This window comes from Amycolatopsis roodepoortensis (genome assembly GCF_024628825.1).
GTDB lineage: Bacteria > Actinomycetota > Actinomycetes > Mycobacteriales > Pseudonocardiaceae > Amycolatopsis > Amycolatopsis roodepoortensis.
This window is the reverse complement of sequence record NZ_CP102415.1, coordinates 1,417,411-1,443,823: the sequence shown is the minus strand read 5'-3', so window position 1 is coordinate 1,443,823 and position 26,413 is coordinate 1,417,411. Positions and strand designations below refer to the sequence as shown.

Sequence of the window (26,413 nt, the reverse complement as noted above, 5' to 3'; positions counted from 1 at the left end):
CGAGGACCTCACGACCGCACGCCCAGCGGAAACCTGGGTCCGCCGAATACCCCCGAAGGACATCCGATGGCAACCACTAAGCGCGGCCGACATGCGGAGGAAACGAAAGTCATGACGGACAAGCCGATCAAGGGTGGCGTCGCCACCTGGGCCTGCCTTCCCGGGTTCCCGCCCGCGGTGATCTTCCCCTTCACCCCGGGCGAGCGCTTCGGCGTGCGGAGCCTCTACGAGTTCCAGATGCTGATGTACCGGCCGCTCTACTGGCTGGGCCGGGACGGCGCGCCGGAGATCGACTGGGACCTCAGCGTCGGCGAGGAGCCGGTGTGGGACGAGACCGGCCGCACCTGCACGGTCCGGATCAAACCGTGGAAGTGGTCCAACGGCGAGACGCTCTGCGCGGACAACGTCATCTTCTGGATGAACATGCTGAAGGTGAAGGGGCCGAGGTTCGGCGCCTACTCCGAGGGCTACTTCCCGGACAACCTGGTGTCGTTCGGGAAGGTCGCCGACGACACGGTGAGCTTCACCTTCGACAAGGCGTACTCGAAGAACTGGGTGCTGCTGAACCAGCTCACGATGATCACGCCGATGCCGAAGGCGTGGGACCGCACCGCGGACGGCCCGGCCGACGCGACGCACGACATCGGGCAGGCGGAAGCGGTCTACGAGTTCTTGATGGCGGAGAACGGCGACGTCGTCGAAGAGGACAACTCGCACCGCACGCGCTGGGCCGACAGTCCTGTGTGGAGTGTGGTGAACGGGCCGTGGCGGCTCAAGAGCTACACCGAGGAAGGCGTCGTCACCTTCGTCCCGAACGAGCACTACAGCGGCCCCAATCCGGCGCATCTCGACGAGCTGCGCCAGGTCTCGACGACGTCGGACGAACAGCAATACGAACTGCTGCAGTCCGGTGACGTCCAGGTCGGCTTCCTGCCGCCGGGGATGGGTGTCCAGCCCGACGGCGACCCGACCAAGGGCGGGCCGAACCCGCTGGGCGACGGTTTCCAGCTGGAACCGCAGATCCTGTTCAACATCAACTTCATGGCGGTCAACTTCAGCAACCCGACCGTCGCCGGGAACATGATCCGGCAGCCGTACATCCGGCAGGCCCTTCAGAGCTGCTTCGACCAGGAGTACGGGGCGCGCGAGGTCTACCAGGGGTACGGCTGGAGCCAGACCGGGTCGATCCCGGTGCTGCCCAAGAGCGACCTGGTATCGCCGAAGATCGCCGAGCGCGGCGGGTTCTGGCCGTTCGACCTGGAGAAGGCCCGGCAGCTGCTCTCGGACAACGGCTGGGACGTCAGCGCTTCGCCCGCGGTGTGCGTGCGTCCCGGCACCGGTCCCGGTGAAGCGGGCGAAGGCATCCCGGCGGGCACGGAGCTGAGCTTCTCCCTGCGCTACTGGGAAGGACGGCCGTCGCTGGCGCGGCTCATGGCGCAGTTCCGGGACGACGCGGCCAAGGCCGGCATCGAGATCCGCCTCGAAGAGGTGATGGGGTCGGTCCTGGTGGCGGAGGACGGTCCCGGCGAGAAGCGGATGTGGCAGTTGTCCTGCTGGGGCGGCGGCTGGGTCTACAACTATCCGACCGGGGAGAACCTCTTCCAGAGCGGTGCCGCCTGCAACTTCAGCAACTGGCGCGACGCCAAGGCGGACGAGCTGATCGCGAAGACGGTCACCACCGACTCGCTCGAAGCGCTGTACGAGTACCAGGAGTACATCGCCGAGCAGGCGCCGGTGATCTTCATGCCGACGTTCCCGCGGCGGTTGTTCGAGGTCGCGGGGAACCTGCGGGGCTTCTCGCCGATCAACCCGTACGGGCTCATCAACCCGGAGAACTGGTACTACATCGAAAACACAGTGGAGGCTGGGTCATGACGCGCCCGGTGGTGCTGGTCGGGTTCGTGGCCGCGGCGCTGGGTTCGTCCATCAAGGACTTCCAGCCGGACGGCTCGGTCATCTTCGTCGAAGAGCCCGACGTCGTCCGCAAACGCGACGCGCGGAAGACGGTGGCCGGTTCGGCGCTGGTGCGCGAGCTCATCGAGTGGGAGTTCCACCTGCCCGGCAAGGCGGACGAGTTCTACCACGTCCACCACGATCTCGACCCGGCGGCCGTCGTGCCGCTGACCGAGTACGCGACCCCGTTCGCGGCCCGGCTCGCGGAACGCTACGGCCTGCCGGGCGCGGGATTCGGTGCGGCGCAGATCCTGCGGGACAAGGCGGTGCTGCGCCTGGTCAGCCGGGCGGCGGGGATCGCGAATCCGGCGTCGGCGCGGGTCGAAAGCCCGGCGCAGGTCCGCGAGTTCATGGCGCGGCATCCGGGGAAGACCGTGCTGAAACCCGCGAACCGGCAGGCGTCGGTGGGGACGCAGGTGCTCACCGACCCGGCGGAGGCCGAGCAGGCGTGGACGAACTGTGTGGTGCAGGACGAGGGGATCTTCGTCCCGGACCGCGCGATGGAACTGAAGATGCTGGCCGAGAGCTTCGTCGAGGGCGACGAGTTCAGCGTCGAGATGCTGCTGCGGGACGGCGAACCGCTGTTCGCCAACGTCACCGGCAAGCGGCTGTTCCCCGGCCCGCGCCCGATCGAGCTCGCGCATATCGTCCCCGCCGACATCCCGGACGAGCTGACCGCGACGCTGACCGAGGAGACCCGGCGGCTCACCTCGGCGGCCGGGTTCCGCACCGGGATCGTCCACTGTGAGTGGATCGTCTCGGACGGCGTCCCGTACCTGGTCGAATGCGCCGGCCGGTTCGCGGGCGACGGCATCATCGAGCTGATCCAGCGTGCCTATCCGGTGGAGCTGAACCGCGCCTACTTCTCGGTGATGAAGAACGAACCGGTCGTGGACCTGTTGCCGCGCAAGGCCGAAGGCGGCGCCGCGGTCCGGTTCCTCTCGATCGAGCCCGGCCTGATCGAGGACGTGCGCGGCGTGGAGAAGGCGTCGCAGGCCGAGGGCGTGTTCCTGTGCGACGTCAGCGTCTCGGCGGGCGACCGGTTCGACGGGCTGCGCAGTTCGTGGGACCGCGTCGGCGACCTGATGGTGACCGCGGACAGCCCGGCGGAGGCGTCGCGCCTGGCCGAAGAGGCGGTCGCGCTGATCGAGATCGACGTGCGGCCGGGCCGAGGAGAGAGGGAGAACGCCGCACCATGACCATCGAAGCCGTCCAGCCCACGCTCCCGGACGCCGGTCTCGACGTGCTCGTCACCGGGCTCTCGTCCGACGCGCACACCTGGAACCTGGTGTACCTGGAGCTGTTGCTGGAGGAACTGGGCTGCCGGGTCACCAACCTCGGCGCCTGCGTCCCGGACGCGACGATCGTGCGTGAATGCGTCACCCGGCGGCCGGATCTGCTGGTGATCAGCAGTCTCAACGGGCACGGCCGCCAGGACGGGGTCCGGTTGATGGAATCCTTCCGCGCGCGGGCGGAGCTGGTCACGATGCCGGTCGTCATCGGCGGGAAGCTCGACGTCACGGGCGGCAGCAACGCCGCGCGGCTGCTGGAGGCCGGCTTCGACGCGGTGTTCGAGGACTCCGGCGGGCTGACCCCGTTCCGGACGTTCCTCCACACCCTGTCCGTGCGTGCCCCCGGCGTCCCGCTGGGCGCCGGATGAGCGTGCTCACCCCACGTCGGGGACATTCGTTCGGCGAGGTGGTCGCGCGCCACCACGCCAGGGGGGATCTGGTCGTCCAGCCCCGGATGGGGTTCGCCGATCCGGGCCGGATGACCCGCGGGCTGCTGGCGACCAGGGCGGCGCGGGCCGCGACGGTCGGCACGATCACGATCGACAGCTACACCAGGGTCGGCGACCACGAGGCGGCTCGCGCGGCGCTGGCGGCCGGCGCCGATCTCAACGGGTACCCGCTCGTCGACCACGATCCCGCGACGACGACGGCGTTGCTCGCCGGCGTGCTGACCGGGGAGTTCCCGGTGCAGGTCCGGCACGGTTCGGCGGATCCCCGCCGGATCGTCCGGGCGCTGCTGGACTTCGGGCTGCACGCGACCGAGGGCGGACCGGTGTCGTACTGCCTGCCGTACAGCCGGATGCCGCTCTCGGCGGCCGTCGACAACTGGCGGCGCTCGTGCGAAACGCTGGCCGAGGCCCGCGGCCCCGACCTGGAACCGCACCTGGAGACCTTCGGCGGCTGCATGATGGGCCAGCTGTGCCCGCCGGCGCTGCTGGTCGCGTTGAGCGTGCTGGAGGGGATGTTCTTCTGGCGGCACGGGATCCGCTGCCTGTCTTTCAGCTACGCGCAGCAGACCCACGCCGGGCAGGACGAGGAGGCCGTGGCCGCGCTGCACGCGCTGATCAGGGAATACGTGCCGCACGCGCGGACGCATGTGGTGATCTACGGCTACATGGGCGTCCACCCGAGGACACCGGGCGGCGCGCTGGAGCTGATCGCGGAGTCCGCGCGGCTGGCCGCCCGCACCGGCGCGAGCAGGCTGATCGTCAAGACCACCGCCGAGGCGCACCGGCTGCCGACCGTGGCGGAGAACGTGACCGCGCTGGAACACGCCGCCGAGTCCGCGCGGGGAGTGTCCCGCATCGGCAGGCTCGGCGACACCGGGATCCACGCGCAGGCGAAAGCGCTGGTGGACAACGTTCTTTCGCTCGACACCGATCTTGGCAGGGCGCTGGTCACCGCGTTCGCGCGGGGGCAGCTGGACGTCCCGTTCTGCTTGCACCCGGACAACGCGGGCCGCGCGCGTGGACGGCTGGACGCCGGCGGGCGGCTGGAGTGGCAGCGGATCGGCGCGATGCCGCTGGGCGACCTCGTCGACCTGCCCGCGGAACGGCGGATGACCTCGGGCGATCTGCTGGACGCGCTCCGGTACGTCGAGCGGTCGTTCGACGAGAAGTACGGGCTGCCGGGAATCGAGACCGTGAACCGACCGACACAGGGGAGTAGGACATGACCGGACCATCGGAGGCGGCGCTGCCGCCGGGCACCCGCGAGCATCTGACGTCACCGGTGACGCAGGCGGCGTTGCGCATCCAGAACAGCATCACCGCGGGCACCCGCGAATACCTCGGCATGAACGGGTTCGTCGAACTGCAGCCGCCGTTGATCGGGCCGGTCACCGACCCGGGCTGCCGCGGTGCCAAACAGGTCGACGTCGACTACTACGGGCACAAGTACAAGATGATGACCAGCGTCATCCTGTACAAACAGGCCTCGCTGCTCGCGTTCGACAAGATCTTCTACGTCGCCCCGAACGTGCGGCTGGAGCCGCTGGAGACATCGACCACCGGACGGCACCTGGTCGAGTTCACCCAGATCGACGTCGAGGTCGCCCGTGCGAGCCGCGAGGAGGTCCTCGACATCGCGCAGGGCCTGCTGCGGCACATCGTCGCCCACACGCTGCGCGAGTCCAAAGTGGACTTGGCCACGCTGGGCCGGGACCAGGAGGCGTTCACGGCGTTGCTGGAGGAGGACTTCGAGCGGATGACGCACCGCGAGGCGGTCTCGCGGCTGCAAGGTCTGCGGCACGGGCAGAGCGCCGACGCGGAGATCGACTGGCAGGGCGAGCGGATCATCTCCGAGCAGACGAACCGGCCGTTCTTCATCGTCGACTACCCCAAGGGGTCGCGCGGATTCACCGATGGCGAGTCCAGCACGGAACCGGGGGTGCTGCGGAACTTCGACCTCATCGCCTCGGACGGGTTCGGGGAACTGTGCAGTGGCGGTGAGCGCACGCACGAGTACCGGCGGCTGATCGAGCGGATGCGGGAGACGGGGGAGAACCCGGCGAAGTACGCCTGGTACCTCGACCTCGCGCGCGAGGGCCTGCCGCCGAGCGCCGGTTTCGGGATGGGGCTGGAGCGGGTGACGCGGTACATCGCCGGGCTGGACGCGATCTGGCAGGCGAACGCGTACCCGAAGCTGCCAGGGATCGCGACGCCGTGATCACCGCGCGGCAGCTCCCGGAGGACGCGATCCGGGCCAGGGCACGGGAAGGCAGCGCGGCGATCTTCCCCGACGTCGCGGGATACGGCCGGTCGCTGTTCGGCGCGGACGCCGGCACTCCGCCGGACGAACTCGACCGCGCGCGGATCGTGCCGCCGGTGTTCGTCCCACGGCGCCTGGAGAAGATGTTCGACCTCGCGCGTGAACCGGTGTACGGCGACGTCGGGCTGTCGACCGTGCTCGGCGGGTTCACCGCGCCGTCGCCGGTGTTCCTGTGCGCGTTCGGGTCCACGCAGGTCGCGGGCAGCGGGCTCGGAATCGCCGCGAGCGAGCAGGCGGGCAGGCTCGGGATGCCGATGGTGATCGGTGAGAATGTCGTGCCGATGCACGGGTACGGCCGGATGGGCGAAAGCGCCGAAGACGGCCTGCTCGGCCGGATTCGCGCGTACGCCGGCGCCGTGCCCGACGGTCTGGGCGGCGTCGTCGTGCAGCAGAGCACCGAAGACGCCGACGCGGAGGTGTGGAACCTCGTTTACAGCGACCCGTCCGCGACGAAACTGCTGGAGACCGGGCGGCTGGCGTTCGAGCTCAAGGTGGGGCAAGGCGCGAAGCCGGGGCTCGGCGGGATGACCGTGCTCTCGCGCACGGCCGCTGGCGAGATCGCCGAACAGTACACAGTGGACGAAGCCTTCGGCAGGGATCAGGCCATGGTGCTGCGGTCGAGCAGCCCCGGCACCTTCACCGGCGAGATCCTGCGCCAGCAGATCCACCTGATGCGCAACAACTACCCGCGGGCCCGCGCCTGGGTGAAACTGCACCCCGGCCGCGACGTCGGCGAGGCGGCGCGGGTCGCGTGGGCGGCGGGAGCGGACGCCGTCACCGTGGACGGTGCCGAGGGCGGCACCGGCTGGGCGCCGTCGGTGTTCCTCGACCAGGTGGGGTTGCCGCTGGTGGAATGCCTGCGCCGGGTCGGCAAACACGACGCGTCGCTGCTGGTGTCGGGACGGATCTGGGAAGGGGCCCGTGCGCTGAAGTGCCTGGCGATGGGCGCTTCCGCGGTCGGCCTCGGCCGGGCGGCGCTGCTCGCCGTCGACGAGGACGCGGACGAAGGGCTCGTGCGGCTGGTGCGCTGTCTCGAACTCGAACTGAGGCTGCTCGCCAGCGCGCTCGGGAAGTACGACCTCGCGGACCTGACCACGGACGACCTTTGGTTCCCGACTCGGACGGAGCTGGACGGATGATCAACTACGACGGGAAACGGTTCCGCAAGGTCAGCACGGATCCGAACGCGCCGGTGACCCTGTACCGGCAGAAGGACGATCTGGTGTGGGCCGAGCTGAGCGGCGGCGGGGTGCGGCTCGGCTCGCTGACCGGGAAGTGCGGCGAGGACGGCACGATCGACATGGCCTACACGATGGTGCTGGCCAGCGGGCAGGTGATCGCGGGGCACAGTACGAACACGCCGGAGTTCCTGCCGGACGGGCGGATCCGGCTGAACGAGGTGTGGGAGCGGTACGGGAACCCCGGCTCCCGCGGAACCTCCGCCATCGAAGAGGTGACCGAGTAGGTCGTTTCGCGCGTGAAGGCCCCCTTCCCTCGGCTCAGCCGAGGGAAGGGGGCCTTCACGCGCGTTCGGGGTGCGGCAGGAGCTGGGTCAAGCGGGTCGTGCAGTGGCGTTCGTTGTCGCAACGTCGCTCGTGGCCCGCCCCGCCCCTGCCCCGGCGATCATGTCGCGAAAGCCACTTTCGGGACATCAGACGTCGCGAAAGTGGCTTTCGCGACGCGTGCGGGGGCTGGCGCCGCGCGAGGGCCCCCGGCAGGTGGTGAAGGCCTCCTTGCCTACCTTCAGGGTAGGGAAGGAGGCCTTCACGGACATCGACTCGGGCGGAAGGGGATTTCTACCGGCGTTCCTCGCCCGAAAGGCGAATTCACGCGACCGAAAAGGGCAAGCGACGGGGCTGAACGGCGCACGCCGAAAGGAGCAGTTCAGGTCGGGTTCTTTTCCAGGTATTCCGTCCAGACCTTCTTCGGAACGCACATTCGCCACGAGTCGACGATCAGCTCTCGTAACTCTTCGTAATCGATCGCGGACAGCCGGACGCGGACCCACTGATAGCGCATATCAGACGGAATCGGCATCATGAACTTCTCCGGCTCGCCCGCCACGAGCGCTTCCCGCTCCTCTTTGGGATAGCCGAATCCCATCACGGTTTCGTCCGGTGAGAGCGAAAGAAAGACGATTCGCCCCACGCGGAACTTCGCCCGGTCACGGACCAGTGCCTCATAGGCACGAGGAAGGTCCGAAACGATCCGTCTGACGTCATCCCCGGTTACCATTTTTCCACCATTCTCCGCTGTCTGTTCCCCAGTCACCCATGGCGCCCATGGTGAAGGCGACGTAAAGGTATTCGTCGAGGATCTTCGCCAGTGACACGGGCCTGCCCACCAGTGCGGGGATTTCCGCCCCGCCGACCCCCGCCTCGGCGATCACCGCGGTGGCCCACGCGCGGCCGAGGCGCAGGTGCGCGCCGAACGCGGCGACGTCACGGGCGCCGTGGAGGGCGGCCGCGATGGCGGCGTCCCACGGCATGATCATGTTGGGCCGCAACGCATACAGCGCCTTGGCCGCGGCGGTCGGGCCCAGCGTACGCCTGGTCCGTCCCGCTGAGACGACGACACCCGAGAGGTCCGCGTAGGCCTTCGCGGCGGCGTCGATCTCCGCGTCGGTCAAGCCGGCCAGATCGGCCGACGGGAGCGTGGTCCCCCAGGTCTCCCACCAGGCGCGGACGCCGTCGTCGAAGGGTGCGGGTTCGCCGTCCCGCGGGTACCGGATACGGCATCCCCACGAGTTCAGCCAGCGAAGAAGAATTGTGCGGTGCGCGGGCTGTGACAGGTCGATCGCGGAGTGCGTTTCCTCGAGCAACCGAAGCCAAGAGGCGTCCACATTCGCGAAGCCGTTGAACACTTCGGCGGCCCGCCTGAGTTCGGCGAGCGGGGGCAGGGGGTCAGACATGGGCGAACCCTATCCGGTGCCACCAAGGGGGTGAATTTCCGCGTCCAACTATTGGACTTTGTACATTGAGTCACCTATTTGTATCTGCTGCATCCTTCATTGGTCCTTTAGGGTTGTGGCCAGGAAGGTCACAAGGATGGCGGTCACGCAGCGCGATTGCGTTACCCCATCCAGGGGAGGGAGAGGGCATGGGCAGACCCGAGCGACCGTTGGACGGCTCCACTGGTCCGATCGCCGCATTCGCTCACGATCTGCGCGTTTTGAGGAACCGGGCGGGAAACCCGAGTTACCGGGAACTCGCCAGGACCGCACTGTTCGCACCTTCCGTGCTGTCCAGCGCGGCGAGCGGCCATCGCTTGCCGACGCTCGCCGTGACGTTGGCGTTCGTCTCCGCGTGCGGTGGGGACCGTGCGGTGTGGGAACGGCGCTGGCGCAGCGTCGCCGGACAGCCGGGAACCGGCGCCGAGACCCGGGAAGACCGTGCGGCCGACACGCCACCGGACGGCGCGCACGCGACGGCATCCGGCGTCATCCGCCTCGCCCGTCCGGCCCAGCTGCCGATGGCGTCGAGGACTTTCGTCGGCAGGGAACGGGATCTGGCCGACGCCGCCGAGATGATCGGCGCGAGCGGGCCGGTCAAGGTGCCGTTGCTCGTCAGCGGCCCGATCGGGGTGGGGAAGACGGCTTTCGCCCTGCGGCTGGCGGAAGAGGTGGCGGCGGACTTCCCGGACGGGCAGCTGTACGCCGACTTGGGCGACAGCGGCTCCGGCGGCCGGTCGGCCAATGGGATCGTGCGCGGATTCCTGCGCGCCCTCGGTGTGCCGGCGCATCTCGTGCCCGACGATCCGATGCAGCGGATCGGGCTTTACCGGTCCCTGCTGGCGGAACGCAGGTTGTTCGTGCTCCTGACGGGCGTCCGGGACGAGGGACAGGTGCGGCCGCTGCTCGGCCAGGCCCCGCACAGCCAGGTCGTGGTCACCAGCCGCGCCCGGCTGCTCGGTTTGGAGGACACGAACCGGATCGAGCTCGATACGTTCTCCCGCAAGGAATCGCTGGCCTTGATCGGCCGGATCGCCGGACCGGGCCGGGTGCGGGCGGAACACGACGCCACCGACACGATCGCCGAACTGTGCGGTGATCTTCCGCTGGCGGTCAACATCGTCGGCCGTAAGATCGCCGCGCGCCCGGAATGGGCGATCGCCTACACCGCGGGCCAGCTCGCGGATCGCGAACGGCTCATGGACAGTCTCTGTGTCGGCGACGTCAACGTGCGGGACCGGTTCTCCGCCGCGTACGAGCATCTGTCGCCCACCGAACGGGAGGCCGTCCAGCACTTCGGGCAGAGCGGGGCGGGCTGGACGACGTCGATCGGCGTCGCCGCCGCGATGGGCATCATGATCGAGACCGCCGACGAACTTCTCGAATCCGTGGTGGACGCCGGACTTCTCCAGCGTGCCAACGTCGCCGGGCGCTACGCGGTCTCCCGGTTGGTCAGCGCGTTCGCCGCCGAACGGCGACGGGAACCGGGGCCACTGGCCGCCGCCGTCCCGATGGCCGGCCGAAGGACACGCAAGAACGCGTTCGAATCGCTGCGTCACGAGGCGGTGCGCACCCTGCCGGGCGGCTCGTCCGAAGGTTGATTGTTCTCCCCGCGCGGCGCTTCCGGTCAACGGGTCGCGCGGCTTGAATGAGTCGACGAATGAAGGCGAGCGAAATTCGGTGACACAATGCTGATTCTGTCGATGAAAGAGGGTCACGATGGCGGGATCGTGGCGATCGAGGACGGCAAGCTGCTGTTCGCGCTGGAGTCGGAAAAGGACAACTACCCGCGCTACGACCGGATCACCGGCGAGCTGATGGCGCGCGCGGCGGGCATGCTCGACAAGCAGCCCGACGTGGTCGCGCTCGGCGGCTGGGTCAAGGGGGAGTTCTCGGTGGAACCGCCGTCCCGCACCGGATACTTCGGTGTCGGCGAGGGCGCGATCTCCGACGAGGCGGGCAAGTTCTTCGGCAAGGACGTGCGGTACTTCTCCTCGACCCACGAGCGCTCGCATATCTACACCTCCCTCGGGATGGCCCCCGCGGCACCCGGCCAGGCGTACTACTCCCTGGTGTGGGAAGGGAACATCGGTGACTTCTATCGGATCGACGAGCGCGGCGAGGCCACGCACCTGCAGCACGTCCTGACCGACCCGGGCGCGAAGTACGCGTATCTCTTCGCGCTGGCCGACCCGGGTTTCCCGCTGGGCAAGGGGAAATTCCGGTTCAACGACGCCGGCAAGCAGATGGCGCTGACCGGGTTCGCCGAGCCGGGCCCGCTCACGCCGGACGAGCAGAAGACCATCGACTTCATCCTCGACCGCGACGGCATCATCCTCGGTCTGTCCAAAGAGGAGATGTCCTGGTCCCATCTGTACAACGCCGGTGTCTGGTCGCAGGAATACCGCAACGCGGCGGCGAAGCACTCGCAGGCCATCTTCAACCGGTTCTACGACTACGCCGAGAAGAACCTGACCGAAGGCCTGCCGCTGCTGATCTCCGGTGGCTGCGGCCTGAACTGCGACTGGAACCGCTTGTGGCGGGAGAGCGGCCTGTTCTCCTCCGTGTTCGTGCCGCCGTGCCCGAACGACAGCGGCTCCGCACTGGGCACCGCCATCGACGCGCAATGGTTCTACACCGGGCAGGCGACCATCGAGTGGGACGTCTACGCGGGGGAGAACTTCGTCGAGGACGTCGTCCCGGATCCCGCCAAGTACGAGACGCGGCCGCTCGTGGCGAGCGAGGTCGCGAAGTACCTCAAGGACGGCAACATCATCGGCTGGGCGCGCGGCCGGTACGAGATGGGCCCGCGGGCGCTGGGCAACCGGTCGATCCTGGCCGCGCCGTTCACCGTGGACACCACCGTGCGGCTCAACAAGATCAAGCGCCGCGAGGACTACCGCCCGATCGCGCCGATCGCACTGGAATCCGACGCTCCCAAGTGGTTCGTCGGCTCGGTGGAAGACCCGTACATGCTGTACTTCAACCACGTCACCTCCGACGAGCTGAAGGCCATCACGCATGTCGACGGCACCGCGCGTACCCAGACGGTGACGCGGGAGCGCAACGCCGGCATCACCGATCTGCTCGAGGCGTTCCGTGAGCAGACGGGGTTCAGCGTGCTGTGCAACACGTCGCTGAACAACAACGGGCGCGGTTTCCTCAACCGCACCAGCGATCTCATCGAGTACGGGGAGACGTACGGCCTCGACGGCTACGTCATCAACGACACGTTCGTGACCCCGCGCGCTTCCTGAGAAACCTTGCCCGACGGGGGTAAGGCCCGGATGCCACCACCCAGCAGTGGCATCCGGGTACCTCGTGCTGCCCGAACGAAGTCTCGCCCGGAGGGGGAAGACCATGCGAGTCGTGTTCGCGGGCGGTGGCGTCATCGCGCTGCTGACCGCGCTGGAATGCGTGTCCGCCGGACACGAAGTGGTGGTCGCCGACCAGGCGGACATCCCGTTCTCCGGCGCGACCTCGTTCGACCGGCACCGCGTGCTGCGCGCGTTGCACACCGGCGACCCGGCCACCACGGCGGCCGCGGTCGCCGCGCATCACGCGTGGATCGAACTCGAGAACCGGCTGTCCACGTCGTTCTACGAACAGGTCGGAGCGCTCACCGCGCTTCCGGAGCCCGAGGCAGCGCGGGATCTCTTGACGGCGGCCGGATCGAAGGCCGAAGTGCTCGGCGCGGACGAGCTCGCCGCGGAATTCCCGCACGCCGGGTTCGTCCCGGGGACGAGCGCGGTCTTCGAGTCGCACGCGGGAGTCCTGCTCGCCGATCGCGTCCTGACCGCGTGCGCCACCCGGTTGCGGTGGCACGCGAACGCGGAACTCCACCCGCACCGCAAGGTCGCCGGGATCGACGCCGATCGGGCCGAGGTCCGGCTGGCCGACGGGGAGACCCTCCGCGGTGACGCCGTCCTGGTGGCGGCGGGCCCGTGGTCGCGGGATCTGCTGGCCCCCGCGCTGTCCAGGGAACTCGTGCTGCACCGGCAGACGATGCTCTACTGCGACGTGCCGCCCGCCGACGCCGCCGCGTGGGCCGCGACCCCGGCGATCACGTCGCTCGGCTCCGACGGGGGCGCGTGGCTCGTGCCGCCCGTCGCCGGAACGCCGTTGAAGCTCAGCGCCGCGAGCGCGTGCCGCGTCGTCGACGAGATCGGTGGCGCCACAGTGCCTTCGTGGTGGCGTGAGCACCTGATCGACACGTTCGCCACGCTGATCCCGGCTTTCCGCCGGGACTGGCTGGTCGACACCCGGGACTGTCACTACCTGGCCCGGCGCTCCACCCTCGGCCCGCTGCTCGCCGTCCTCGGCGACCGGGTGCTGACCTACGCGGCGTGCGGCGGCTCGTCGTTCAAGTTCGCCCCGCTGATCGCCCGGTCCCTCGCCGCGCGCCTGACCGGCGCCGGCCCGGTCCCGACCGGACTCGAACCGCTCGACCGGCCGCTCGTGCGAGCGGGCGGTGCCCACCCGATCCGTCCTGCCCTGCGAGGTGTGTCGTGAAACTGCTCGCGCTGGAAGCCAGCCAGAACTCCTACTACTACCTGCCCCGGTATCAGCAGATCGAGGATTTCGGCGGGGTGCTGTACGTGCTCAACGGGATCGGGACCGAGGATCTCTGGCCGTCCGAGCGCTACCGGATCGCCGGCAGCAACCACATCGACGACCTGATCCGGCACGCGAAGGCCTGGCACGCGGAAGAGTCCTTCGACGGTGTGCTCACCTTCTCCGAGTCCGGCGTGGTCCTGGTCGCCGCGGTGGCCGAAGCGCTCGGCCTGCCCGGAATCGGCGTCGACGCGGCGCGGACCAGCCGGAACAAGCTGATCATGCGGCAGGCGCACGAGAAGGGCGGTGCCGCGCATCCGGACTTCCGGTTCGTCGAAGACCTCGATTCGGCCCTTCAAGCGGCCGAGGACTTCGGCTATCCGGTGATCCTCAAGCCGACCCTCGGCGCGGCCAGCAACTTCGTCTTCCGGGTCGACGACGAAGAGAAGATGCGGGAGCGTTACGCACAGGCGCGCGAAGGCATCGACGGGATGTCCTGGTACAACATGGAGGCCGAAGGGCTGGATCTCGGCCCGCACGGCCTGCTCGTGGAGTCCTTTCTGGACGGTCACGAGCACCTCATCGAGGCGGTGGCCTGGGACGACGAGGTCTACCTCGGGTCCATTGTGGACAGGGTTACGTCGGAGGGGGAGACCTTCGACGACGACGTGCACCACGCGCCCACGTCGCTGACCGCCGAGCAGGTGGCCGAAGTGCACGCGGTGGTGGCCGCCGGCGTGCGTGCGCAGGGGCTCACCCGCGGCGCGCTGCACGCCGAAGTCCGGTTCCACCAGGGCAAACCGTTCCTGTTGGAGATCGCCGTCCGCCCCGGCGGCGGGGGACTCGACCACATGGCGCGGCTTTCGGCCGGCTACGACCCGATCAAGGGACTCATGGACGTCTCCCGCGGGGTGCGGCCGGACGTCCGGCACTTCAGCCCGACCGGGCTGCACACCGCCGCGATGTGCCTGATCTGCCCCGGCGGCGTGATCGCCTCGATCGACGTCCCGCCCGCGGTGAACGAATCGGACTCCCTGTACTACCTCAAGATCTTCGCCAAACCGGGTGATCTGATCAAGCGCCCGCCGCTCGGCAACAACATCTTCGGCGGCATCGGCGCGCTGGGCGCGTCCTTCGACGAAGCCATGCGCAACGCGAACGACCTGGCAGGGAAGATCGAGGTCAAACTCTCCGAAACCCAGAAGTAGCACCGAAATCGCGTGGAGGAAGCGTGTCACGGACTGCCACCCAACGGCACTACCTGATGGTCAGACCGACGTACTTCGACGTCGAGTACTCGATCAATCCCTGGATGGACCCGAAGAAACCGACGGACACCGAGCTGGCCATCGCGCAGTGGGAATGGCTGCGCGACCTGTACGTCGACCTCGGCCATCGTGTCGAGCTGCTCGATCCGCTGCCCGGCCTGCCCGACATGGTGTTCGCGGCCAACGGCGCCACCGTGGTCGACGGGCAGGTGCTCGTCGCGCGCTTCCACCACGTGCAACGCGCCGGCGAATCCGCCGCGTACCTGAAGTGGTTCCGGGCCAACGGATATCGCTACGTGCGGCAGGCGCAGTGGGTCAACGAGGGGGAAGGCGACTACCTCGTCGCGGGGAAGACGATCCTCGCCGGGACTGGGTTCCGCACGAACCCGGAGGCGCACAACGAATCGCGCGAGTTCTTCGGCCGCCCGGTGACCAGGCTGACGCTCATCGACCCCCGGTACTACCACCTCGACATGGCGCTCGCCGTCCTCGACGAGGACACGGTCATGTACTACCCGGGCGCGTTCTCCGAGGAAAGCCTTCTGCTGCTGAAGGAGCTGTATCCCGACGCGATCCTGGCCTCCGAGAGCGACGCCGCCGTGTTCGGGCTCAACGCCGTCTCCGACGGCAAGCACGTCGTGCTCCCGCAGGCGGCCACCGAGCTGACCGCGCGGCTGCGGGAACACGGCTTCGAACCGATCGGTGCCGACCTGTCCGAATTGCTGAAGGCGGGCGGCAGCGTCAAATGCTGCACGCTGGAACTGCGTGCCGGTTAGGGAGAGAACTCGATGGATTCGGCTGTGCGGGACCGGGGCGGGCGCACCACGCTGCGCCGGATCGTCGTCGGGACGGCGTTGATCGCGGTCCCGGCGGTGGTCGTCGTCGTGGTGCTCGGCCTGGGGTCGGCCTACGCGCCCGTCGCGAGCACGGGCGCCAAGGCAGCGGGCGGCGGGCCCGACACCTACGCGCGCCTGCTGGTCGCGCTTCCGGTGATCCTGGGCGCCTGCTACCTGGCGGGCGTCCTGGCCCGGCGGCTCGGCCAGCCCGCGGTGATCGGCGAGATCGTCGCCGGCATCCTGCTGGGTCCGTCGCTGTTCGGGCTCGTCTGGCCCGGCGCGTTCGGCTGGCTGTTCCCGGGCGGGGTGGTCTCGGCGATCAACATCCTTTCGCAGCTGGGCCTGATCTTCTTCATGTACCTGGTCGGTTCGGAGATCGATCTCGGCGCGGTGCGGAGGCGCGGGTTCACCGCGGTGACGGTCAGCCAGGTCAGCATCGCGTTGCCGATGGTCTGCGGCATCGTGCTCGCGCTCGGCATGTACCCGACCTTCGGCGGTGACGTCGGCTTCCTCGCTTTCGGGCTGTTCATCGCGGTCTCCATGAGCGTGACGGCGTTCCCGGTGCTGGCGCGGATCCTGACCGACCGCGGCCTGTCGAAGACGCCGCTGGGGGCGCTGGCGCTCACGTGTGCCGCCGTCGACGATGTCGCCGCGTGGTGCCTGCTGGCCGTCGTGGTCGCCGTGAGCCAGGGCGGGTCACCGTCGGAGGTGTTCCTGACCGTCGGGCTGACCCTGGTGTTCGTCGTGGTCATGCTCTACGTCGTCCGGCCGCTGCTGGCGAAGGCGCTCGCCCGCGTGCCGGAGTCCGCGGTGCTCGCGATCCTGCTCGGCGGGATCATGCTGTCGGCGCTGGCCACCAACGAGATCGGCATCCACGCGATCTTCGGCGCCTTCCTCTTCGGGGTGATCGCGCCGAGGAACGATCCGGTCGTCACCCGCGCGGCCGGGAAGCTCGGCAGCGTGACCCTGACGTTGCTGCTGCCGCTGTTCTTCGCCTACACCGGGCTGCACACCGAGTTCAGCCTGCTCGGCTCCGGATCGCTGTGGCTGTGGACCGTGATGATCACGGCGGTGGCGGTGTTCGGGAAATGGGTGGGCAGCACCACGGCGGCCCGGCTGACCGGGGTCGGCTGGCGCGAATCGCTTTCGCTCGGGGCGCTCATGAACTGCCGGGGGCTGACTGAGCTGGTGGTGCTCAACGTCGGCCTCCAGCTGAAGGTGATCAGCCCGGCGGTGTTCGCGATGCTCGTGATCATGACGCTCGTGTCGACGATCGCGACCGCCCCCGCACTCAGTCTCATCGCCAAGTTCAAGACGAGACCGCCGGTCCAGCGGCGGCGGAAAGTGGATAGGACACCATGACCAGCAAGGAAACCCTAGTCAGCACCTTCGCCGAGGTCGTCCTCGACGACGAAGTCCGGGACACCATCGGGAGCGACCTGCGGTCCTTCCCGAATCCCGTCGACGACATCGACCGCTCGCTGGCGATGCTCCGCGTCGCGTTCTCGAAGCTGCCGATCGACCAGGCGCAGACGATCCTGGACTTCGGCAGGCATGTCGACACCCCCGGCGTCGCGCTCGTGCGCAACCTGCCGGTGGACCCGGAGCTGCCGGAGACGCCGATCGACGGCGAACCCAGCAAGGACAAGAAGACGTTCGTCGCCGAGACCGTCCTTTTGGGACTGAGCCAGCTGCTCGGCGAGCCCGTCGGGTTCACCACCGAGAAGAGCGGGCGGCTCGTGCACGACGTCGTCCCGGTGTCGGCGGGGGCGCGGAGCCAGACGAACCAGAGCTCGCACGTGTTCCTGAACTTCCACAACGACATCGTGCACGACGAGGTCGGCCGGTACGACGTGTCCAATCCGGACTTCCTGGTGCTGAACTGCGTCCGCCAGGACGGGAACAAGGAGGCCGTCACCTACTACGCCGACGGCAGGGACATCTCGGCCGCGCTGGATCCCGAGGTGCTCGACGTCCTGCGCCGCCCGCTCTTCCGGCTCAACGCGCCCGGCAGCTACGTGCGTGACGTGGCCAAGGGGGCCGACGTGCTCTCCGACCTCGTGGCGGTCATCTCCGGGCCGGCGGACTCGCCGGAGGTGGCGATCTCGGCCAACGGTGTGGTGGGGGAGACCGTCGAGGCGGAACAGGCGCTGGAGGAGTTGCAGCGGGTCTGCCGCGAGGTGGCGCACCAGGTCAAACTGGAGCCGGGGACGGCGCTGCTGATCAACAACCGGAAGGGCCTGCACGCGCGGTCGCAGTTCTTCGCGCGGCACAACGGGCGGGACCGGTGGCTGCAGCGCACGTACATCCGGCGCAGCCTGTGGACGATCCGGTACCGGGGGACGGCTGGGGACCGGCGGGTGCACTGAGCCTTCCTGCCCGCGGTCGCGGCGTGCCTGGACGGACGACACGCGTGATCGGACGGACGACACGCGTGATTGAACGGACGGCACGCGTGATTGAACGGACGACTCACGTTCGGCCCGGGTCCGGCCCGTGTCGTCCGTCTGGACACGCGTGACGTCCGTCCAATCACGAGAGGCGGCCATCCAGTCACGCGAAGCCGCACCGGGCCGAGGTTGCGAAAGCCACTTTCGCAACCTTCAACGTTGCGAAAGCCACTTTCGCAACGTTCGGACCGGTGATCGTCCGGCGAGCGCGTCGCGAAAGCCACTTTCGGGACACCAGACGTCCCGAAAGTGGCTTTCGCGACACCCGGCCGGGCATGTTCGAGAAAGCGGCCATCCGGGTAACCCTCCGCCAAAGCACCCGACGGGAGGGAAACCGATGGCAGACAAGTTACGGCCGCCGCAGCAGCAGGAACCGCCGGGCGTGACGTCGAAAATGGACCCGCCGCCTCGCGACTCCATGGAGGATTACGAAGGCCGCGAGCTGCTGGCGGGCAAACGCGCGTTGATCACCGGCGGTGACTCCGGGATCGGCCGCGCGGTCGCCATCGCCTTCGCGAAGGAAGGCGCCGACGTGGCGATCGCCTACCTCAACGAGCACGAAGACGCGAAGTACACCGAGGAACGCGTACGCGCTGAAGGGCGCGAATGCCTCCTCCTTCCGGGTGATCTCGCCGAGGCGGCGCAATGCCGCGAGATCGTGGACCGGACCGTGAAGGAGCTCGGCGGCCTGGACATCCTGGTCAACAACGTCGCCACGCAGTGGCCGGTCGACAGCCCCGAAGAGCTGACCGACGAGCAGTGGACGCACACGTTCGACGTGAACATCCACAGCTTCTTCCGGGTGACCAACGCCGCGTTGCCCCATCTGGGTGAGGGGTCGGTCATCATCAACACCGGCTCCGTGAACGGCCTGCGCGGTAACAAATCGCTGATCGACTACTCCGCGACCAAGGGCGCCGTGCACGCGTGGACGTACGCCATGGCGCAGGCACTGGCCGATCGGGGCATCCGGATCAACTGCGTCGCGCCCGGTCCGGTGTGGACACCGCTGATCCCGTCGACCTTCCCGCCCGAGAAGGTGGAGAAGTTCGGCCTCCAGGTCCCGTTCGAGCGGGCGGCGCATCCCGACGACCTCGCGCCCTCGTACGTCTTCTTGGCGTCCAACCGGCTTTCGTCGTACTACAGCGGCGAGGTCATCGCCGCGCTGGGCGGTGAGACCACACCCGGCTGAGGCGCGCCACGGCTTCGACGACCGCTTCGGGCGCGAGGCGGTCCAGGCAGGGATGGCCGGGCACGGGGCAAACCCGGGCCCGGCTGTCCTTGCAGGCCGCGTGCTGGTCGCCGAGCACTTCGGACGGCACACCGTAGGGCGCCCAGCGCGATGCCGGCACGACGGGCGCGAACAGCGAGACCACCGGGCTCCCGACGGCGGCCGCGAGATGGGCGGGGCCGGTGTTCGGCGCCACCACGACGTCCGCGCCGGCGAGCACGGCCGCCAGTTCCGCCAGGCCCGTGCGGCCGCCGAGGTCGAGTGCCTTCCCGGCGACTTCCTTGGTCAGGACGCTTTCCGACGGCGAGCCCGTCACGACGACGCGGCGGCCGGCGGCTTGCAGCGCCCGCACGATGGCGGCCGAGCGTTCGGCGGACGGCTGCCTGGCCGGGACCGACGCGGCCGGATGGACGACCACGTAGTCCTCGTCGCCGACCAGTTCCTCCACCGGCGGCAGAGGCCAGCGGACGGCGAGGCCGCCGTCGTCACCGGGCGGCAACGAGAAGCCGGCCTCCTCGGCCAGGGACAGCATCCGGACCGGCTCCGGCGGATCACCCTCCACCCGGTGCCGCAGGTCCAGCAGCGAGCCGGGGTAGTCCTCGCTGATCGCGCCGATCCACGGCACGCCAGCCAGGCGCAGCAGCAGCGCCAGCGGGAGCGGGGACTGGTGGAACGACGTCAAGATCAAGGCCGCGTCGAAGGAGAACTCGCGCAAACGCCGGACGAGCGCGTCGGTGTCCTCCCGGGTGACCGGCGGCGGCTCGGGGTCGATCCACGGCGCGCACCAGGTGATGACCTCGTCGGCGCCGGGCAGCAGCTCGCCCGCGGCGCGGCCGCGCGGCCCGGTCAGCAGGGTCACCCGGTCCGCCCCGGCCGCGACGGCGCGGACGCAGGGTCCGGCGAGCAGGACGTCGCCGAGGTTGTCCATCCTCGCGACCAGGACGTTCATCGAGTACCCGCGACGGCCAAGTGGACGGCTTCGGCGAGGTCTCGCGCGACTGTCGCCCGGCGACGGGCGCGGTCGATCTCCTCGGGCCGGGTCCGCGCGGTCGGGATGAGGATGCCGCGGGCTCCGGCCGCCAGGGCGGCGTCGACGTCGGCACCGGTGTCGCCGATGACCACACAGCGGCGGACGTCCACCCCGAGTGCCTCCGCGGCCTGGCGCACCAGCCCAGGCGCGGGTTTGCGGCAGGCGCAGCCGTCACCGTCGTCGTGCACGCAGACCTGCCAGGTGCCGAACGGGCCGAGGATCTGCTCGACCCGGCCGTTCACGGCGGCCAGCCGGTCCGGGGTGATCAGCCCTTTCGCCACCCCGGACTGGTTGCTGACCACGCCGATCCTGATCCCCGCCGCCCGCAGGCCGTGCAGCAGTTCCTTGGCGCCGGGCACGGGACGGACGCCGTCGGGATCGTCGAGGTAGGGCACGTCGACGATGAGGGTGTCGTCCCGGTCGAACAGCAGGGCCTGCGGCCGCCGGGCCATCCGGTGCCGCAGTTCCCCGCGCAGCCGGTGATAGCAGGCCGCGGGCGGGATGAGGACGCTGGTCAGGAGCATCCGCGACACCTCGCCCGGGGTGAGCGGGCCCGCCGCGATGCGGCGCGCGGCGAACTCGGCGGTCAGTCCCGCCCACAGTCCTGCCGCGGCTGCGGCGGCCTTCCGGCGGCCCAACGCGAACAGTGCCGCGGCGCCGGCCGCGCTGACGGTGGCCAGCGCGTGCCGTTCGAGCCGCCCGTGTCCGGCTCCGGTCTGCTGCCGCCACAGGACACCGTGCTTGTGCCGCATGAGCGCGTCGTCGGCGTTGCCCCGTTGCGCGCGGAGGCTGGCCAGCGGACCCGACCGTTTGGGCGGATGGACGGTGACGCGTTCACCCCGCGCGATGAGGTAGCCCGCCTTGGTCACCTGCAAGGCCAGATCCGAGTCCTCCCGGTAGGCGCGGGGGAAACGTTCGTCGAAGCCGCCGACCTCGGCGAGCACGGACCGGCGGTAGGCCATGTCGGCGGTGATCCACCTGGCCGTCTCCAGCCCGGCCGTTCCGCGCTCGTCGTCGGTCGGACGGCGGTCCGGCGGCAGCGGTACGACGAGCCGCGCCTGCGACGCCGCCGTCTCCGGCCCGAGGGGGACGAGGTCTTCGGCGAGTTTCCGCGGCCAGTCCGAGCCGATCACCACGTCGTCGTCGAGAAAGGCGATCCACTCGCTCTCCGCGCGCCGCCAGCCGGCGTTGCGGGCGGCGGCGGGACCGCGTCCGCCGGAGCGGACCACTTCGATTTCCGTACTGGACGGGGGAAGCCGCAGATCCTCGCCGCCGGGCCGGTCGTCGGCGACGACGATCCGCGCGGGCCGGGGCTCTCCGGCGGCTTCGATCCCGGCCAGGAGCGTGTGGAGATTCTCCCGGCCGGTCGTCGGGATCACGATCGTGTAGTCGAGGTCGCTCACCCTCTTCCGGTACCCGGGTGCCAGAGCCGCAAACTCCGGGTCACGCGGGGATCGCGTCGGTCTTCCGCAGCCAGGAGCGATGTTCGCCCAGTTGCGCGAGGAACGAGGCGAAGAAGCCGTCGGGCAGGGTCGCCTCGGCCGCCGTGGTCGTCACGACGCCCTGGTCGATCAGGGTTTCGGTGTCGTCGGCCAGCTTCGACGTCACCCCCGCCCGGCGCAGCAGGTCCAACCCCGAGCCGAAGGCGGCCACCGGCTTGCCGTGCTTGTACGCCTCGGCGACGAAATGCACCGCGTACCCGTCGCGTTCGAGGATGTTGATCGCGCCCGGGCCGCAGGGGACGGCGACGGCGTCGTAGAGCACCGAAGCCATGGTGTTGAGCTGCCGGTCCGGCCGCAACGGGTCTCCTTCACCGCCGGGCCGGAGTTCGGCCTCGGCCGGGGCGAGGACCTCGGCGATCGCGCCCTGCTCGGTGAGCGCTTCGACCAGGCGGCGGACGCCGATCGTGTCCACCCCGTCGGCGGCGAGTACCGCGACCTTCCGGCTGGTCGGGGCGACGGAAGGCTGGTTGAGCTGGGAAAGCGCGGGGGACGTGCGGTCGTGATGGGGTGTGGCCGGAGCGGCGGGCACGCTCACGCCGATTCCCTCGGCCACCCGGGCCGCCAGGTCGTGGTCGACGTTGTTGAGCTCCGTGACGGTTCGCGCCCGGACCTCCCGGTCCTCGACCTTGCCGAGTTCGAACCGGAAAGCGGCGACGATATGCTCGCGTTCGACCTGGGACATGCTGTTCCAGAACAGGGTCGCCTGGCTGTAGAAGTCCTTGAAGCTCTCGCTGCGCTCCCGGATCTTGTGGCCCGCCACGGCTGCGGTGTAGTGCCGGAAGACGCCGGAATCGGCGATCGCCGGGCAGCCGCCGCCGAGCGAGTTCGGGAAGTAGCTCGTCCGTCCTTTGTGGATGTTCTGCTGGCCGTACCCGTCGCGCTGGTTCGTGTGCACCGGCGCGATCGGCCGGTTCACCGGGAGCTGGGAGAAGTTGGGGCCACCGAGCCGGATCAGCTGCGTGTCGAGGTAGGAGAAGTTGCGTGCCTGCAACAGCGGATCGTTGGTGAAGTCGATACCCGGGACGATGTTCGCGGTGTGGAAGGCGATCTGCTCGGTCTCGGCGAAGAAGTCGTCGGGGTTGCGGTCCAGCACCATCCGCCCGACGGGCCGCACCGGCACCTGCTCCTCGGGGATGATCTTCGTGGCGTCCAGCAGATCGAAGTCGAAGTCGTGCTCGGAGTCCTCGTCCACCAGCTGGACGCCGAGCTCCCATTCCGGGTACTGCCCGGACTCGATGGCGTCCCACAGGTCGCGCCGGTTGAAATCGGGATCCTTGCCGGCGATCTTCTGGCATTCGTCCCACACCAGGGAATGCGTGCCGAGCACGGGCTTCCAGTGGAACTTCACGAAGGTGCCCTTGCCCTCGGCGTTGACGAGCCGGAACGTGTGGACGCCGAAGCCCTGCATCATCCGGTAGCTGCGCGGCAGCGCGCGGTCGGACATCAGCCAGAGCACCATGTGCAGGCTCTCCGGTTGCAGCGACACGAAGTCCCAGAAGGTGTCGTGCGCCGACTGCGCCTGCGGGATCTCGTTGTGCGGCTCGGGTTTGACCGCGTGCACGAAATCGGGGAACTTGATGCCGTCCTGGATGAAGAACACCGGCATGTTGTTGCCGACGAGGTCGTAGTTGCCCTGACGGGTGTAGAACTTCGTCGCGAAGCCGCGGACGTCGCGGACGGTGTCGGCCGAACCACGTGAACCCGCGACGGTGGAGAACCGCACGAAAACGGGGATCTTCTCGCCGCTGGTGAGGAATTCCGCGACCGTGTAGTCGGCCAGCGCGTCGTCGTAGGCCTCGAAGAAGCCGTAGGCGCCCGCGCCGCGCGCGTGCACCACCCGTTCGGGGATGCGCTCGTGGTCGAAATGCGTGATCTTCTCGCGGGCGTGGAAGTCCTCCAGCAGCGTGGGTCCCCGGGATCCCGCGGTCAGGGAGTCGTTCGTGTGATCGACGCGGACACCCTGCTGCGTCGTCAGCACGGTCTGCTCCGGATCCACCCGGCTTCCGCCCAGCTGTTCGTCCTTCGCGTCTTCTCGATGCTGTGCCACTGGTGTCGCCCCTTCGCGGTGGTGGTTTCCCTCGCGGCTACCCCGGCACTGTTTCGGCGAAACGACACCGGGTAACCGGCGCGCAGGAAACTTCGAGGAGGTGCGAATGACGACGGTGGACCGGCCGGCCGTACTGGAGATCCGCGACCCCGCCGACGACAGGCTCGTCGGCAGCGTCAAGGCGGCGACCCCCGATGGTGTCGAAACGGCCATCGCCACGGCGAAGAGGCGGGCGCCGGGCTGGGCCGCCACGCCGGCGGCCGAACGCGGGATCGCGCTGAAGGACGCGGCCAGGTCGCTGCGAGAGCGGGCGGGCGAACTCGCCGTCCTCATCGAGAGCGAGACCGGCAAACCGCGCGACGAGGCCGGAGAAGGTGTCCTCGCCGGAGCCGGGACCTTGGAGCAGTACGCCGAACTGGGGCCGGTGCACCGTGGACGGTCCTTGCTGGGCGATCCGTCGGCCACCGACCTGATGGTGCCGGAACCCCGGGGAGTCGTCGTCGCGCTGACGCCGTGGAACGACCCCGTGGCGGTGGCCTGCGGGTTGCTGGGAGCCGCGGTGGTCACGGGGAACACGGTGGTGCACAAGCCGAGTGAACGCTGCCCGCACACCGGCGCCTGGCTGGGGAACGTGCTGTCGGAGGCGCTTCCCGAGGGAGTGCTGCAGACCGTGCAGGGTGACGGGAGCGTCGGTGCCGAACTCGCGGCCCACGCGGACGTCGATGTCGTCGCGCATGTCGGCAGCACCGTCGCGGGTCGTTCGATCGCGGCGAGCGCGGCGAAGACCGGAGCCAAGGCGCTGCTGGAGAACGGCGGCAACGATCCGCTTGTCGTCGACGCAGGCGTGGATCCCGTCTGGGCGGCCGGTCAGGCGGCGACCGGGGCCTTCGCCAACTCGGGACAGATCTGTGTCTCGGTCGAACGAATCTTGGTGCACCAGGACGTCGCGGAGGCCTTCCTCACCGCGCTGGTCGCCGAGGCGGGTCATCGTGAGCTGGCCCCGCTCGTCGACCGGCGTCACCGCGAAGGGGTACACGCCCAGGTCGCGGAAGCGATCGCGCAGGGTGCCGACCCGCTCGTCGGCGGCGTCGTGCCGGACGGTCCCGGTGCCTTCTATCCGGCGACCGTCCTCACCGGCTGTACCTCCGGGATGCGGATCCTCCGCGAGGAGACGTTCGGCCCGGTGGCGCCGGTGACGGTGGTCGCGGACTTCGAGCAGGCCCTCGGGCAGGCGGCCGACGGCGAGTACGGTCTCGCCGCCACGGTGCTGACCCCCTCGATGGCGCACGCGCAACGGGCCTGGCGCGAACTCCCGGTCGGGACCGTGAAGATCAACAACGTCTTCGGCGGCGCGCCCGGCGGAGCCGCCCATCCGCGGGGTGCCAGCGGCAGCGGTTACGGCTACGGGCCCGAACTGCTCGACGAGATGACGCAGACGAAGGTCGTCCACCTGGCACCCCCGGGGCCGTGATGCGCTGGACGGCACCGTTCGCCTGGACCGCCCGGGCGTTCCGGGTTCCGGGGGAGGAGCGCCGGAGTCTCATCCAGACCACGAAGGCCGCGGCCGCGGCGGTGATCGCGTGGATCGTCGCGACGGCGGTGCTGCGGCTGCCGCAACCCTTCCTCGCGCCGTACGCGGCGGTGTTCCTGGTGCAGGCCACCGTCTACCGCTCCCTGCGCGGCTGGGCGCAGCAGGTCGGCGCGGTCAGCGTGGGGGTGCTGCTCGCGGCGGGGGCCGGTCAGCTCATCCCGTCGGTGACGGTGGCGCTCGGGCTGGTCATCTTCGTCGGACTGCTGATCGGCTCATGGCGGGGTTTCGGCGATTCGGGGGTGTGGGTCGGGATCACCGGCATGCTGCTGATCTCCTACGGCAACGCGACCGAACCCGTCCTGCTCGCCGACCGGCTGCTGGAAACGGCGCTGGGCGCGGCGATCGGCGCGGTCCTCAACGCGGTGATCCTGCCTCCGCTGCACGGGCAGCGTCTGCGGGAGGCGACCTCCCGGCTGGCCGGGGCGATCGCCGACGTCCTCGACGAGACCGCGGAACTGGTCCGCGGCGGCGAATCGGCCGACGGGCTCGACGGCCGCCTGCAGGACGTCCGCAGTCTGGCCGCGGAGGCGGAGGACGCGATCGGCTGGACCCGCGAGGGCCGGTACCTGAACCTGCGCGGACGGCGCGAGACCCCGGAGGAACCGCTGGCGAACCTCATTTCCCTGTGGCAGCCGCTCGCCCAGCTGATCGACGCCGTGAGCGAGGCCGCCCGGAGCGATCAGCCGTTCCGGCATCCCGGCGAGCACGCGCGCGGGGTGGTCGGCGACCTGCTCGAAGCACTCGCCGAGGTGGCCCGTTCGGGTGACGCGGACAAACTCGACCGGTGCCGCAGGCTGCTCGACGAGATCGACCACCTGCTCGTGACGCCCACCGACGAGGTCACCACGTCGATCGGACTGGGGGCGATGGCGCTGCCCGCCCGCCGTCTCGTCCAGCGGCTCCGCGCCGATTAAGCCGGGGCGGCGGCGGGTAACCGTAC

General features: G+C 69.5%; 22 protein-coding genes. 17 read left to right on the top strand and 5 right to left on the bottom strand.

Translation table 11 applies throughout. From position 1 onward, the window contains the following. Nucleotides 1-111: 111 nt before the first annotated feature. The 7 genes from NQK81_RS06815 to NQK81_RS06785 are packed head-to-tail and all read left to right on the top strand — an operon-like array spanning nt 112 to nt 7,479. Nucleotides 112-1,875, top strand: a complete 1,764-nt coding sequence (locus tag NQK81_RS06815; protein ID WP_257487538.1) for an ABC transporter substrate-binding protein — start codon at nt 112-114, stop codon at nt 1,873-1,875. Continuing rightward, complete coding sequence (locus tag NQK81_RS06810) at nt 1,872-3,152, top strand: ATP-grasp domain-containing protein (RefSeq protein WP_257487537.1); 1,281 nt, start codon at nt 1,872-1,874, stop codon at nt 3,150-3,152. Before NQK81_RS06815 ends, NQK81_RS06810 begins: the two co-directional genes overlap by 4 nt. Further along, nucleotides 3,149-3,613, top strand: a complete 465-nt coding sequence (locus NQK81_RS06805; protein ID WP_257487536.1) for a cobalamin B12-binding domain-containing protein — start codon at nt 3,149-3,151, stop codon at nt 3,611-3,613. The genes NQK81_RS06810 and NQK81_RS06805 overlap by 4 nt, the downstream gene beginning before the upstream one ends. Next, nucleotides 3,610-4,920 carry a methylaspartate mutase gene (locus tag NQK81_RS06800; protein WP_257487535.1) on the top strand — a complete coding sequence of 437 codons (1,311 nt, stop codon included), beginning with the start codon at nt 3,610-3,612 and terminating at the stop codon, nt 4,918-4,920. The genes NQK81_RS06805 and NQK81_RS06800 overlap by 4 nt, the downstream gene beginning before the upstream one ends. Then, nucleotides 4,917-5,912: an asparagine synthetase A gene (locus NQK81_RS06795; RefSeq protein WP_257487534.1), complete on the top strand. Its 996-nt coding sequence runs from the start codon at nt 4,917-4,919 to the stop codon at nt 5,910-5,912. The genes NQK81_RS06800 and NQK81_RS06795 overlap by 4 nt, the downstream gene beginning before the upstream one ends. Next, complete coding sequence (locus NQK81_RS06790; protein ID WP_257487533.1) at nt 5,909-7,153, top strand: glutamate synthase-related protein; 1,245 nt, start codon at nt 5,909-5,911, stop codon at nt 7,151-7,153. The genes NQK81_RS06795 and NQK81_RS06790 overlap by 4 nt, the downstream gene beginning before the upstream one ends. After that, nucleotides 7,150-7,479, top strand: coding sequence for an avidin-fold protein (locus NQK81_RS06785; protein WP_126730808.1), 330 nt, complete (start codon nt 7,150-7,152; stop codon nt 7,477-7,479). The genes NQK81_RS06790 and NQK81_RS06785 overlap by 4 nt, the downstream gene beginning before the upstream one ends. Nucleotides 7,480-7,898: 419 nt before the next feature. Here NQK81_RS06785 and NQK81_RS06780 read toward each other — a convergent pair whose 3' ends face one another. Continuing rightward, a complete protein-coding gene (locus NQK81_RS06780) occupies nt 7,899-8,249 on the bottom strand; it encodes an MmcQ/YjbR family DNA-binding protein (protein WP_257489708.1) in 351 nt (116 codons plus the stop codon). Beyond that, nucleotides 8,233-8,925, bottom strand: a complete 693-nt coding sequence (locus NQK81_RS06775) for a hypothetical protein (protein WP_257487532.1) — start codon at nt 8,923-8,925, stop codon at nt 8,233-8,235. The genes NQK81_RS06780 and NQK81_RS06775 overlap by 17 nt, the downstream gene beginning before the upstream one ends. A 188-nt stretch (nt 8,926-9,113) precedes the next feature. Here NQK81_RS06775 and NQK81_RS06770 point away from each other — a divergent pair, with 188 nt between their 5' ends. The 8 genes from NQK81_RS06770 to NQK81_RS06735 all read left to right on the top strand — a co-directional run bounded on the left by NQK81_RS06770 (nt 9,114) and on the right by NQK81_RS06735 (nt 19,264). Beyond that, on the top strand, nt 9,114-10,565 hold the full coding sequence (locus NQK81_RS06770; protein WP_257487531.1) for an NB-ARC domain-containing protein: 1,452 nt from the start codon (nt 9,114-9,116) through the stop codon (nt 10,563-10,565). A gap of 87 nt (nt 10,566-10,652) precedes the next feature. After that, nucleotides 10,653-12,221: a carbamoyltransferase C-terminal domain-containing protein gene (locus tag NQK81_RS06765; protein WP_126730814.1), complete on the top strand. Its 1,569-nt coding sequence runs from the start codon at nt 10,653-10,655 to the stop codon at nt 12,219-12,221. Between the two features lie 103 nt (nt 12,222-12,324). Continuing rightward, nucleotides 12,325-13,476 (top strand): NAD(P)/FAD-dependent oxidoreductase, encoded by a 1,152-nt coding sequence (locus NQK81_RS06760; RefSeq protein ID WP_257487530.1) that lies wholly within the window; start codon nt 12,325-12,327, stop codon nt 13,474-13,476. Further along, nucleotides 13,473-14,726, top strand: coding sequence for an ATP-grasp domain-containing protein (locus tag NQK81_RS06755; protein WP_257487529.1), 1,254 nt, complete (start codon nt 13,473-13,475; stop codon nt 14,724-14,726). Before NQK81_RS06760 ends, NQK81_RS06755 begins: the two co-directional genes overlap by 4 nt. A 23-nt stretch (nt 14,727-14,749) precedes the next feature. Beyond that, nucleotides 14,750-15,562, top strand: coding sequence for a dimethylargininase (gene ddaH, locus NQK81_RS06750; protein ID WP_257487528.1), 813 nt, complete (start codon nt 14,750-14,752; stop codon nt 15,560-15,562). 12 nt (nt 15,563-15,574) lie between these two features. Further along, nucleotides 15,575-16,984, top strand: a complete 1,410-nt coding sequence (locus NQK81_RS06745; protein WP_257487527.1) for a cation:proton antiporter domain-containing protein — start codon at nt 15,575-15,577, stop codon at nt 16,982-16,984. Next, nucleotides 16,981-17,991 (top strand): TauD/TfdA family dioxygenase, encoded by a 1,011-nt coding sequence (locus NQK81_RS06740; protein ID WP_257487526.1) that lies wholly within the window; start codon nt 16,981-16,983, stop codon nt 17,989-17,991. The genes NQK81_RS06745 and NQK81_RS06740 overlap by 4 nt, the downstream gene beginning before the upstream one ends. A gap of 418 nt (nt 17,992-18,409) precedes the next feature. After that, nucleotides 18,410-19,264, top strand: coding sequence for an SDR family oxidoreductase (locus tag NQK81_RS06735; protein WP_126730825.1), 855 nt, complete (start codon nt 18,410-18,412; stop codon nt 19,262-19,264). Here the strand turns inward: NQK81_RS06735 and NQK81_RS06730 are convergent. From NQK81_RS06730 to NQK81_RS06720, 3 genes are read right to left on the bottom strand one after another with little or no spacing between them, the layout of a single operon-like run. Continuing rightward, nucleotides 19,227-20,252, bottom strand: a complete 1,026-nt coding sequence (locus tag NQK81_RS06730) for a glycosyltransferase family 9 protein (RefSeq protein WP_257487525.1) — start codon at nt 20,250-20,252, stop codon at nt 19,227-19,229. The two genes, NQK81_RS06735 and NQK81_RS06730, sit on opposite strands and share 38 nt — an antisense overlap. Continuing rightward, nucleotides 20,249-21,736: an HAD-IIIA family hydrolase gene (locus NQK81_RS06725; protein WP_257487524.1), complete on the bottom strand. Its 1,488-nt coding sequence runs from the start codon at nt 21,734-21,736 to the stop codon at nt 20,249-20,251. Before NQK81_RS06725 ends, NQK81_RS06730 begins: the two co-directional genes overlap by 4 nt. A gap of 40 nt (nt 21,737-21,776) precedes the next feature. Continuing rightward, entirely contained in the window at nt 21,777-23,882 is a 2,106-nt protein-coding gene (locus tag NQK81_RS06720; RefSeq protein ID WP_306856034.1) for a catalase, read from the bottom strand. A 106-nt stretch (nt 23,883-23,988) separates the two neighbouring features. On the opposite strand from NQK81_RS06720, the gene NQK81_RS06715 reads away from it, so the two are divergent. Continuing rightward, nucleotides 23,989-25,353: an aldehyde dehydrogenase family protein gene (locus NQK81_RS06715; protein ID WP_257487523.1), complete on the top strand. Its 1,365-nt coding sequence runs from the start codon at nt 23,989-23,991 to the stop codon at nt 25,351-25,353. Beyond that, nucleotides 25,353-26,387 (top strand): FUSC family protein, encoded by a 1,035-nt coding sequence (locus NQK81_RS06710; protein ID WP_257487522.1) that lies wholly within the window; start codon nt 25,353-25,355, stop codon nt 26,385-26,387. The genes NQK81_RS06715 and NQK81_RS06710 overlap by 1 nt, the downstream gene beginning before the upstream one ends. The last annotated feature ends 26 nt before the right edge of the window (nt 26,388-26,413 follow it).